This window comes from Brevibacillus sp. 1238 (assembly GCF_029892995.1).
Classification (GTDB): domain Bacteria; phylum Bacillota; class Bacilli; order Brevibacillales; family Brevibacillaceae; genus Brevibacillus; species Brevibacillus parabrevis.
Map to the genome: position 1 here is coordinate 21,028 of NZ_JARXWC010000016.1, position 11,612 is coordinate 32,639.

An 11,612-nucleotide genomic window follows, 5' to 3' on the forward strand; every position below is an offset into this window, starting at 1 on the left:
CATCCTTCACATGAACCATGCATAATACAAAGTTCCAGCCAATAGCAGCAAAGAGGCGACAAACAAGCCGCTTATGCCTCCCCCGACTTTGCCTGGCTTCGGCGCCTTTTTTCGCGGCTGCGCGACAGTGCGCTCCCGCAGGACTGTCAAAAGCTCCGCTCTCATCTCGCCCGCCGAGGCAAACTTCCCGTGAAAAGCCTTTAACAAAGGCACTCGGTAAGGGTACAGGCTGTCACTTTTCCGTATTATATCACAGAGCAAACCCGTATGACGCGGTTCACTAAGGCTGCTTTTCCACAACTCTTTTCCAACGGTCAAACGCACCATGATCACAGCTGCGCAGAACAGGTCGTAGCCTGTGTCGGCCTTTCGATCGCCGGCATGCCAAAAGGCGCGATCGTACTCTTCCGTGAATTGGCGAACGGCACTTCCTTGCTTGGTAACACCGCCAAAATCAATCAACCGGACGGTTTTGTCCGTCTGGCTCACCATGATGTTCTCCGGTTTCAAATCACCGAACGTGTAGCCGTGCTTGTGCAGCACATCGAGCCGGGCTAACAGCTGCACGATCAGGACAGGCACCCATTCCGTCCCTGCCTGCTGGATATAGCGATCCAACTGTTCGCCTTCCAGATACTCCATGGCGTAAAACGTACACGCTTTTCCGTTGACGACCAGGTCGTCGACATCACAGAGGAGCGGTCCCACTTTGGAATCCCGCCCCTGTTGTACGCTTTTCAACACGTTCACTTCCATTAAAATGTCCATACCTTCCACGCCTACCTTGACAGCACGGCGCACACCGTCCTGGGAGACGAGGTAAACGGTTCCGTTCGCACCACGCCCCAACTCCCGCAGAACGTGGTACGACTTCCGATTCCACTTGCCCTGAAAATACTTGGGCAGATCTGGAGTAGCTGCCTTAGAAGACATGGTCGCGCAGACTTCCGTTCATGTCGTCGTTTTCTTCTTCGTCTGTATAGCGACCTTTCAGCGTGCTTGGGAGTTTATCCTGCTCAAACAAAGCAATCGCTTCAACGATCGCAGGCCCGGTCGGCGTAATGCCGCTCATTGCCAGATCACTGGTCAACTGATGAGCCTGCTGTACTTTTTCTGTCCAAGGAATGCGTATATCCAAATGCTTTTGTTTCCCAGGAAATGAGCCGACAGCCATTCTGCTTTGTCCACTTCGGGAGTGCAAGCTAATGCTAAAATCGTGGATCGCTTGCTGAACGGCAGACAGTTTTGGCTTCATACTGCCGGATGTATCGACAAGCATCACGACATTCAGACTGCTTTTTTCGCCCAGATCGTCGACCATGCCTGCTACTTGAACGCGTTTGTCCGGGGCCAGTTCATCTATTCCGGAATCGCCCAAAATCTCTTTCAATTCTTTATTGACCACTTGATGGATGGTTCTTGTCATCGCCTTGCGCGTCAACATTTGGACTGTTTGCGCCAATTGCTGCGGATAGACGATATCGCAAAGCCCTCCTCCCGCCTCGGCGATATCGCGGATTTCCCGCTCCCCTTTTTCGCCAAGCTCGCTTTTGTCAATGACTCCGATCACGTTGACCGTGATTCCTTGCTCACGCGCCAGTGCTGCTGCGGCAACCGGGCTTATTCCCGAATTGGAGCAGCCGTCTGTTACTACGAGAATTTGACGAAGTGTCGCTTCTTTCACAAATAATCTCCCCATTCAGCCTGTTTTAGCAACAGTATCGCCGCGCTGATGGGAAAACATACTCCTAGCTTACAATCCGCGGCCGTTCCAGCTTCTCCATCCCGTGTACCTGGATCGCTGACCATTGCGGAACGAACCGATCAATCCGCGCCACGAGTACCGTCATGTCATCCACGATTTTCCCGGAATGCTGACGAATGACTTTTTCCAGGAGCAGGTCGGCTACTTCTTGCGGATCATCTGTTTCCAGCTCGCTGATGATCCGCTTCATCCACGCCTGCCTGTTTTCGATATGGCGGGGAGCCTCGTAGATGCCATCGGACATCATGACCAAAAGATCGCCTGGCTTGAGCATTCTCGACACGACATCGACCTCGATTTCTTCCAAAATGCCCACGGGCAAGTTGTTGGCTGTAATCGTGATGACGTCGTTTTTTCGTTTGACGAAGCTCGGTGTCGAACCGATTTTGATAAACCGGGTATGCGCCGTCTGCAAGTCAATCAACGCCAGATCAACGGTGGCGAACATTTCATCTGTAGAGCGCAAGGCCAGGATAGAATTGACGGTCTTGATCGAAATTTTTTCGTCCATGCCGGAGCGAAGCAGCTGCTGGAGCATGTCGAGGGCAGACTGGCTTTCCAGAAAAGCCCGTTCCCCATTGCCCATGCCGTCGCTGATCGCCAGCGCCATTTTGCCATTGCCCAAATCCATCGTGCGGAAGCTGTCTCCAGACAAGAGCTTGCCATCTTTCGCTGCGCCAGCGACGCCGATTTCGATTTCAAACGTTTTGGCGGAGGCAAGGCACATCGTGCAAGAGCCGTCTTTTTGCGCTTCGCATTGACGCTCGCGAACCACGATGTTCTCGCCCAAAATTTCCGTCAGCATCGGAGCGACGATTTTCCCGCATTCATCATGTCCAAAGCAAGTCGGCTGACTGATTTCGATATCGACCTTGCCTTCTTCCAGGCTGTGAATTTCGACCCGGCGAACCGATAGCCCCAATCCTTCCAGCGCTTTGGAAACTTGCTTTTCCTGAAAAGACAGCTCCATGCCTTCCCGCTGAATTTCGCGGGCAAAATCGCTCATGACCCGGGAAACTCCCGACAGTTGGTCAGCTACCAACTTGCGGCTCTCCTTCACCTGTTTTTTCAACTGGTCAAAAGCTTGCTGACGGTCGTACTCTTGTTCCATGACCGTCATCACCTTTTCTGTCTTGACGCACTTTCGCTCCCAGTCGCGTGGCGGAGTGACACCCGCGAGCGTGCCATTTTCGTACACTTTTTCCATCAGGTAGCGCATGCCTTGATACGTAGCTTGCGTGTCCTTTTCCCAGCATTGTTCTTTTTTCCAGCACTTTTGGCACGTAAATTCGGACACCCGGCTGAGAAAGGCATCGGCTTGTTCCTCGATCTCCTCCTGATCTGCGGTTTGGGCAAAGCTGCGGGACAATTGGGTAAACAAATCGGAGAACTGTTGAATTTTGCCCGCCGTCACATCGCGGACTCTGCGCATATATTCCTGATGAGATTGCAAATTTTCGGGGGTACCCGGAATAAATCTGGCTACTTTTTTCCAAAGTACAGCAGGGGTGAGAATGAAGCAGACAATCGCCAGGGAAGTTTCAATCAAGGAGTAGTAAAGCGTCTCTTCCGCCCCGCCGTAAATAGCCAGGATCGCTGTTCCGATCAGCAGACCTGCGGAAACGCCTACTTTTCCGCCTTCTTTCAGCAGTCCTGCCAAAAGACCTGAAAAGGCCAGCAAATTGATTTGCAGAAGGGCACTTACATTTGCCAAACTGAGGATAAGACCAGTTACGACGCCAACCGCTGCACCAACGGTTCCACCGCCGACGAAGGCGAAGACGAGCAGCAAATAGCGAGAGAGTACGTGTTCCATCGAGATGCCTTCGACCATCCAGTCCACTGTACCTGTCATCACAGAGGCGAGCAGGATGACGAGCGACACGATTTCCTCGTTTTTCAGCGGCTCATAGGGCTTGGCCAAATGAATGATCGAAAGCGACTGGATGAAGATGAGCGTTAGCACGAAGCCGAGTACAGCTTCTACAGCCACCATGATCAGCTCGTACGTATTTACCTGATTGGTAAGCACCGCGTACAAGAGCCGACTGACAAAGATCGTGACGACCACGAGCAGCGGAGTGCGCGAAAAATCTTTGCGCCGCAGCCGCTCCATCATTTTGCATGTAAACAGAGCGAGGACGATGCTGAGGATCGTCTGTAGCCCGATCGGCACCGATTGGGTAAAAGCCCCGAGAATCAGCGCCAATCCGGTAACGAGCAGGCAGTCTCTGCGAATATAGAACATGACGATAAAATACGGTATAGCAAAAGGCGTCAGCTCTTCCAAGATCAAGGCCCGCCCGAGCAAAAACCCCATCAAAAGTGGAAGCACATTCCATCTGCGTACGGCATCAGCGACTTTGTCTCCCCATGTTCGTGCGGTCGTATCCATTCGTTCTGACACTTGGCGCGCCCATGCTTGCCCAGCTTGGGTCACATTTTTGTTTGCGATCATTTTAGCTCCACCCCGTTCTTGTTCAATGTGTTTCTCCATTATACGGAGGTGGTATTGTAAAATTTGTCAAAAAACCAGCGAATATTCACAGAATCGTGCGACAAATAAACCTGCGAATTTGGACAAAAAAAACCGACGTTATGGCGGATAACGTCGGCTGACAGGTGATTCGCGCTTTGCGAAACGGGCTTACGATACCTTATTCGTCACTACTTCAAAATGACCTTCCTCTTTTTTCTGTCAAACTGTGCTTTTAACAAAGAAAGAAAAGTCATAATTTTCCGATCAATATTCACCGACCACGTCCCTTTTTATCTCCGCTCTTTTTCAGAGAGGACTGGCGGTCTTCGCTTTCTTTGAGGAAGCGATTGAGCTTATCTTCAAAGCCTTCTGTGCGTTCCCGCTGTTGGCGGGGCTGGCGCTCTTTTTCCTGCGCCTTTTTGATAGACAGCCCGATCTTGCCTTCCTTCACACTGAGGACTTTTACCGTTACGATATCGCCGATTTTCAAAAACTGGTGAATATCTTTCACATATACGTCGGCAACTTCACTGATATGCACCAGTCCGGTCACATTTCCAGGCAACTCTACAAACGCGCCAAATTTCGTGATGCCAGTGACTTTTCCTTCCAGTTTGCTCCCGATCTCGACTCCCATGTACGTGGAAAGCCTCCCTCTCCTAGAAGATCACACTGTGAGCTTATTCCGGAATCACGTAAATGCTCTCGCCCTGCTTGGTGTAGTAAATTCGTTTGCGCGCCAGCTCGGCCAAATATTCCTGGTCGTTCAAGCGGCTTGCCTCATACGTCAGTTCCTCTTCCTTTTGCTTCAAGACAACCGATTCCTGCTTGAGTGCTTCCAGTTCGCTGCTCTTTTCAGCCAACACTCCGCTCTGCAAGTAGAGTGTATAGCCAGTCCAGACGAAAAAGCACAGGATAAAAAAGAAAAAGAGCCGCATTCTTCGTCTTTGTCCTTTTCGATTGGTTGGAGAGGTCGTTGCCTGTTTCATCATTTCGCCACCTCGGATTACTCCCGCTTTCTCTTTGAGTGAAACCAATTCTTCCAATTGGTCCAGATTCCTGTTGTTTTTCCGAACATTTTTTTCCCCAAATGTTGACCCCATTTGGCAAAAGGAGAGATGACAAAACGTGTCACTTTCCACAAAAAGCCGAGGATCATGAGCAACATGGAATAAAAAAATGCCAGCACCATCAGGATCACTCGGTAAATAAAGAGCACGGGACGTACAACCAGGGTATCAATAATTTGTATGACCGTTCGGTATAACCACTGACAAAATTTTATCATGCGGTTTAAAAAAAGGATATACTTCTTACTTCCTAATAAAAAATACAGCCACGCACCGAAAATCATTCCAAAAAAGATGGGAAAACGAATTATCCCGTCGTTTACTTTTACTAAAATCCAGAAAACGGCTCCCATACTGCCAACCCAAAACAGGACATCAAAGAAGAAGACCAGCCAGAGCGGCATCCTGCTCTTCCCTTTGAACACATGATACGTATCAAATCCCATTCCCATAAGAGCCCCGCACGTCGACATGGCCAAAACCGTCTGCAACTGAAGGATGATGTTCACTTGAACAACTTGCCGAAGAATCCTCTCGACCGATCTCCGGCCTGACCTTGTTCCAGATACGCCATTTCGTGAACCAGGCCCTCGATCGCCACTTCTCCGGTTTCCAGACTCAAATTTTTCATATGCAGGTTTTGGCCTCGTATGGTTAAAAAGCCGCCGTCCGTTTCCAAGAGGAATTCTTCACTGTCAAAGCTTTCGACGTTTTTTACTCCCGAAATCGCCAAACTGCGTCGATTGATCATCACGATTTCGTGGCGCGGCCGCTTCGTGTGGTCGTTCATGATTACTCCCCCCTAACGTACCCTTCTTGTACCATCGTATGGAGGGGGATGTCCTTTTAGAACAAAAAAACCCCGCTGACCTGCGGGGTTGCTTTGCCACTCTTATTTGTACACGGTATAGTTGCCGTTCACATAAATGATTTTGTAGCCGGTACGATCGGCAATCGTCTTGAGCGGCAAGGTAGGAATGTTGTTTTTCAACTGAACCGCTGCCGGCAAGGTAACGTTTTGTCCGTTGACGTTCACGATGTTGGAGCCGACCTTGAACTGCATCACCGTGTTGCCGCTGACGACTTTTGCTGTCGTTTTCGTGTAGCTGACCGAGAAGCCGAGAGCATCGCGGAAAAATGTAGTCGGCATGAGCGTGTTGCCGTTTACTGTATACGGAGCAACGGCCAGTTTTGTCGTTTTGCCTGCTTTCGTGAAGGTCGCGACGTTCGCCTTGAAGCTCACACCGTTCAGAGCCACTACATTGGCAGGACGGGCGAACAGCAAGCCCTTCTCTTCAGAGGTATAGACGCCGATGCTGTAGACGCCCGGCGTACCCGGATTTACAATCCCCGCCGTTTCAGCCACGTTGACTTGCACCGCAGCACGCGCCGGGATGTCTGTGGAAGGCACGATGATCAGATTTTGTCCGCGCGCGCCTACGTAATTGGCTGCCACGCCGTTCACGGTTACTGTATTTGTTGGCACATAAGCTGGCACCTTGAAGCCGACAGGAAGAACCACTTCAATAAAGCCCTGGCTGCGGACAATCGGAGCGCCCAGTGCTTTGATGCCAATCTGCAATCCGACCGGAGTCGATGCGGTAGCTCTGGTAAGCCCGATCGTAGCCTGCGTGTTGTCTACAGGAACAGGGGCAACTACGCCGCTAATTTGAAAATCTTTGGACTTGTATGTTTTGTTATCGACTTTTGCCGTAATCGTGTAGCTCCCTGCGGATTTCGGGTTGACCAGATAGCCGTCGTACGCGAATTTGACACTCAGGCGATTCGAGCTGGAAAAGCCGCTGGGCGTGCGAAATGACACCTTGTTCCCGTTCACGCTAAGTCCCGTCACCTGATCGCCGTTGACGGTCACATTGGAGCTGGAGAGAACAGGCGGCACCATTCCCCACTCAGGGAACTCGACCTGAATATCTGAATTGCTGTACAGCTTGCTGGACAAATCGAAATCAAGCGTATAGCTGCTTCTCGCTCCCACGGAGCTATCAGACAAGGAAACAGAGAAAGGCGTGCTGCTGGCGCCTGAGATTTCCACGTCCTTGGATTTGTACTTTTTACTGTCGTACTCCAATGTGTAATAGTAGGACTTGCCAGGATCGGACGGATTCACAATGCCTGCCGATGAGCTGAACTCCAGTTTGATATAGTTGTCTCCGTCAGCACCGCTCGGCACTTCGATTCGCACGGTATCGCTGTCGATTATCGTCACGTAATCAGCCTTGTAACCGTTGACCTTTACATCGGACTTGCTGATGCTTTTCGGCAGCATGTCTCTCGTTGGGAAGTCTACATAAATGTATTTGCCCTCTTTGAGCTTGCTTTTGGAAGCCAGAGTGAATTTGCCGAGCGTCAGCGAAATGCTTTCTTCTGCATTTTTGTTGCTGTGAGAAGCTTCGAAATCCCCTTTGCTGCTACTGCTGCTGGAAGAGGACTTGCCAATCGAGATTTTTTTGCTTTTATAGGTACTTTCGCTGCTTGTTTTGACCTCTATGGAATAGCTGCCCTTATCATCGGGGTTGGTGATGTTATCGATTTCCACAGTCACTACGGAGCCTTTTTTAATGCGATCCCCGATTTCGATTTCCACCACGTTTTTACTTACAGATACGCTGTCAATCGTAACCTTGTCGCCGTCATCCTTAACCGAAACGTCGGATTTTTTCAGCTTTTTGTCTACGGAATAGTCAGAAGGGAACCGAACGTAGATCGTGTCGCCTGATTTCAGTTCCTTGTCGATTTCAAACTCAATCGTATATTCCGTTTCTTCTTCCGCACCTGTATCATCTGCTGAAACCTCTTCGATGGAAAGAGCTTGAGCAGCTTTTGGCTCCATCACAAACGGACTTGTTAGCACCGTAGTCGCCAGCAGGACAGAGATCCCTTTCTTCGCGCTTTTGTTCAACGGTAACGCCTCCTTCTCCTCTGAAAAACTTCCCCGAACGGGGTGGCGATTCGCTCGCCGTTTTTCCAATATGGATGTGACCGCAAGCGGCCTGCAGCACAAAATCAAACCCTGCGCTGCAATTCCTTCTATGATAGGAAAAGTAAGGCAAGAAAGGGTTACAGACTGGTAACGAATGACTTAACCCACAGTTTTGAAAAATCAATCCAGCCAAAAGAATCCAGCGTGATCCCTTGCAGAGCCGGATGATAGCGGTCAATGCGCCTTGCATGGTGAATAAATAAAATCCACAACTCATCTCTCAGCATGTCCTCGATGCGTGCCAAAGCTTCCAGGCGCTCCTCCTGCTGTTCCAAACCGAACACCCCAGCCAATTGCCTGTTCACAATCTCCCGCTTTTTGTCATCGAGGAAACGGTACACCATCGTGCATTTATTTTTGTAGATTTCAATCAAGCCCAGCTCAATATCGCGTTGCAGCACTTCTCCCATCATGCACATATCCGCGTGTTTTTCAGCAAAGTCGGACAACGTCTCGGCTTTCGTCGCGCTCCTCGCTTCAAGCCGGATACCGATTTGCTCACATCTTTGCCGCAGCCATTCCGCCTCCTCGCCATATTGTTTTCCTTCCCCGTACAAAAGAACAACCGCCTCTCCCTGGTAGGCGCTTTTTTGCAAACAAGCTGCCGCCTCTTCTATCGTTGATGATTGAAAAGTCATTTGCTGGCTTCGGGATGGGAGGAAGCTGCCTGCGGGAGATCGGTTTTGTGTTCTCAGCTTTTCGATCATCTGAACGGGATCGAGCAGATGCTTGATTGCCTGCCGAAAATAGAAGTCATGCTGAATGCCTGGTTTGTTAAAGTTGAAGCTCAAGTAATAACAACCGATCTCTTGAAACTCGATGTTGTTGCCGCCATCGCCATCGCCTTGCAAAACTGTTGAGGACGACACTGTCTGCTCTGCCTGCTCCGGCAACTGGTACCGCATCTTCGTCTGTTCCGCGCCCGATACCCGCCAAATTTCTACCCGATCCAATATCGCTCTCTCCCGGTAATAGTCTTCGAAAGCGCCAAGCACCAGCTTGTCCTCGGTAAATTCCAGCATGCGAAACGGCCCCGTTCCTACTATCGCACGCTCGGAAAACGGCACATCATGCGGCAAAACCGACAGTGCGATAGACGCGGCATAATGCAGGAAAAATCCGTTCGGCTCCCGCAAATGAAAGATGACCGTGCAATCGTCAGGGTGCTCGATGCTCACGATGTCCTCGACCTGCCAGCGATAAGGCGAGTCGAGGTCGACGAGGCGCTGAATCGTATAGGCGACATCTTTTCCCGTAAGCACGCGCCCATGGTGAAACCGCACGCCTTTGCGCAAATAAAACGTCCAGGTCCGCTTCTCCTGATCGCTTTCCCAGGCGTAGGCTAGTTGAGGCTGAAAGGACTGGGAAGCAGGATTGAAAATAATGAGTGTATGGCAAATTTGTTGAATAAAGTGACTCTCCGCCGATACAGCAACAAATGCCGGATCAAGAGTTGAAAGCACGCGCTCCCGCGGAATGCGCAGAACATCCTGGCGTCTGCTCTCGCCTTCCTCTGCGACAAAGCCAAATTGAGCGTCCCACACTTCCTGCAAGCAGCGCCGGACATTTACGGGCAAGCTTTTATGCTGTAAAAGCTCCACCGCCTCCCGAACGTTTCCTTGTGAAAGCAGCTCGTGGAAAGAATCGGTCAAAAACTGGCTGACATCGCAAAGAATCGTCAGCCTAGAATGGTTGCCTCTGCCCACGCCCGGCTGCCATCTCAGCAGCCCTTCCCTCTCCCATTTGCGTAAAATCAGTTTCACATTGCGCGGTGTGCAACAAAGCAGCTCCGCTAATTCCGTAATTCCGACCGTCAGCTCTGCCCCCGGCTCCCAAGCGGAAAAACCGAGCAACATTTGCGTAAAGTGTTCATGACTTTTCATGTTCATCCATCCTAAAAGGTGAAATCATTACTGCGATCTTACTCTTTTTCTTCTCCTTTTAACAGCTACAATTTAGTCAAGAAAAAGGAGAGGTGGTCTGCACATGAGTTTGTTTGAACTACACCCGAATATCCGCATTCGCATCGTGACTTCCTTTCTGACGAAACTGGTTGGAAATATGATTTTCCCGTTCATGGCCATCTACTTTTCTGCCAAAATGGGGTTGGCTTTGACAGGGTTTTTGTTAAGTCTGACGTTGCTCACTCAGATTTTGCTCGGTTTTTACGGGGGCTATCTGGCTGATCGCTGGGGCAGAAAAAAAGTAATGGTATACGGTCAATCGGTCCAATGTGCCGCTTTCCTGATCATGACGCTTGCCAATTCACCGTGGCTCGATTCCGCTTGGCTCACTTTTGCCATGATGCTCTTGCAAAGCGCGAGCAATGGGCTGATTAGTCCAGCAGCCGATGCGATGCTGATTGATGTGAGCACCGCGGAAAATCGCACCTTCATGTACAGCATCAATTACTGGGCTTCCAACTTGTCGATTGCAATCGGCTCCGTTCTCGGCGGACTGCTGTTTGCCACGCACCGCTTCGAGCTGTTTATTGCCCTAACCTTGGTCAGTTTGTTCACGCTCTACATGATGTCTGTGCGCATGCAGGAATCGTATTTTCCGCAAAAGGACAGGGCGCAACGAACTCCTTTTGCAGGCGCAAACGTTCTCGTGGATGTCATAAAAAGCTACAAGCAGGTAATAACGGATCGTCGCTTTTTGCTGTACTCGCTGGGAGGTCTGTTTATCTTTTCCCTGGAGTTCCAGACTGCGAACTACGTCGCTGTAAGGCTATCCCACGAGTTCCCGTCCCAAAGCATCTCGCTTTTCGATTGGTTTGCCGTTGAACTGACTGGTCTGAAAATGTTCAGTCTCATTCAGTTGGAAAATACGCTCCTGGTGGTCTTGCTCTCCCTCTTTATCACGAGGCTGATCCGCCATGCGCGAGAAGCTTCTGCCATGTACGTTGGCGGGCTGTTGTACATCGTCGGCTATACGGTAATCCTGTACAGCAATTCCCTTTTCCTGCTGATGGCGGCTATGCTAATCGCCACTTGGGGCGAGCTGATTCACATTCCGACCAGGCAAACCTTTCTCGCCCGGATTGTCCGCGATGACGCCCGCAGTTCCTACATGGCAGTGAACGGCCTTGTGTTTCAGGGCGCCAGAATCATCGGAACGGCTGGAATTACGCTGGGGGCTATTTTCCCTTCCTATCTGATGGCGCTGCTGTTTTTCCTGCTCGGGGTTACGGGCATGTTGATCGTCCGCCATGTCGTATCGCAACTGGAGCAGACTCATGTCCCGATGACCCATGCAAAAGAAGCTGCCCGATAATGCTCGGACAGCTTCTTGCTG

Annotated in this window: 10 protein-coding genes; 1 reads left to right on the plus strand and 9 read right to left on the minus strand. The window is 50.6% G+C overall.

From position 1 onward, the window contains the following. Positions 1 to 6: 6 nt before the first annotated feature. The 9 genes from M2298_RS24785 to M2298_RS24825 all read right to left on the minus strand — a co-directional run bounded on the left by M2298_RS24785 (position 7) and on the right by M2298_RS24825 (position 10,198). On the minus strand, positions 7 to 933 hold the full coding sequence (locus M2298_RS24785) for a serine/threonine protein kinase (protein ID WP_122966017.1): 927 nt from the start codon (positions 931 to 933) through the stop codon (positions 7 to 9). Continuing rightward, positions 923 to 1,684: a vWA domain-containing protein gene (locus tag M2298_RS24790; RefSeq protein WP_280649210.1), complete on the minus strand. Its 762-nt coding sequence runs from the start codon at positions 1,682 to 1,684 to the stop codon at positions 923 to 925. The genes M2298_RS24785 and M2298_RS24790 overlap by 11 nt, the downstream gene beginning before the upstream one ends. Positions 1,685 to 1,748: 64 nt before the next feature. Beyond that, positions 1,749 to 4,223 (minus strand): stage II sporulation protein E, encoded by a 2,475-nt coding sequence (gene spoIIE, locus M2298_RS24795; protein ID WP_122966019.1) that lies wholly within the window; start codon positions 4,221 to 4,223, stop codon positions 1,749 to 1,751. Between the two features lie 292 nt (positions 4,224 to 4,515). Next, positions 4,516 to 4,881: a S1 RNA-binding domain-containing protein gene (locus M2298_RS24800; RefSeq protein WP_063230338.1), complete on the minus strand. Its 366-nt coding sequence runs from the start codon at positions 4,879 to 4,881 to the stop codon at positions 4,516 to 4,518. Between the two features lie 43 nt (positions 4,882 to 4,924). Beyond that, positions 4,925 to 5,233 carry an FtsB family cell division protein gene (locus M2298_RS24805; RefSeq protein ID WP_122966020.1) on the minus strand — a complete coding sequence of 103 codons (309 nt, stop codon included), beginning with the start codon at positions 5,231 to 5,233 and terminating at the stop codon, positions 4,925 to 4,927. Positions 5,234 to 5,250: 17 nt separating this feature from the next. Further along, positions 5,251 to 5,823 (minus strand): spore cortex biosynthesis protein YabQ, encoded by a 573-nt coding sequence (gene yabQ, locus M2298_RS24810; protein ID WP_173598016.1) that lies wholly within the window; start codon positions 5,821 to 5,823, stop codon positions 5,251 to 5,253. After that, on the minus strand, positions 5,820 to 6,104 hold the full coding sequence (yabP, locus tag M2298_RS24815) for a sporulation protein YabP (protein WP_063230335.1): 285 nt from the start codon (positions 6,102 to 6,104) through the stop codon (positions 5,820 to 5,822). Before yabP ends, yabQ begins: the two co-directional genes overlap by 4 nt. Positions 6,105 to 6,206: 102 nt before the next feature. After that, complete coding sequence (locus M2298_RS24820; protein ID WP_280649211.1) at positions 6,207 to 8,234, minus strand: copper amine oxidase N-terminal domain-containing protein; 2,028 nt, start codon at positions 8,232 to 8,234, stop codon at positions 6,207 to 6,209. 158 nt (positions 8,235 to 8,392) lie between these two features. Then, positions 8,393 to 10,198, minus strand: a complete 1,806-nt coding sequence (locus tag M2298_RS24825; RefSeq protein WP_280649212.1) for an SgrR family transcriptional regulator — start codon at positions 10,196 to 10,198, stop codon at positions 8,393 to 8,395. 103 nt (positions 10,199 to 10,301) lie between these two features. Here M2298_RS24825 and M2298_RS24830 point away from each other — a divergent pair, with 103 nt between their 5' ends. Further along, on the plus strand, positions 10,302 to 11,591 hold the full coding sequence (locus M2298_RS24830; RefSeq protein ID WP_280649213.1) for an MDR family MFS transporter: 1,290 nt from the start codon (positions 10,302 to 10,304) through the stop codon (positions 11,589 to 11,591). Positions 11,592 to 11,612: the final 21 nt, after the last annotated feature.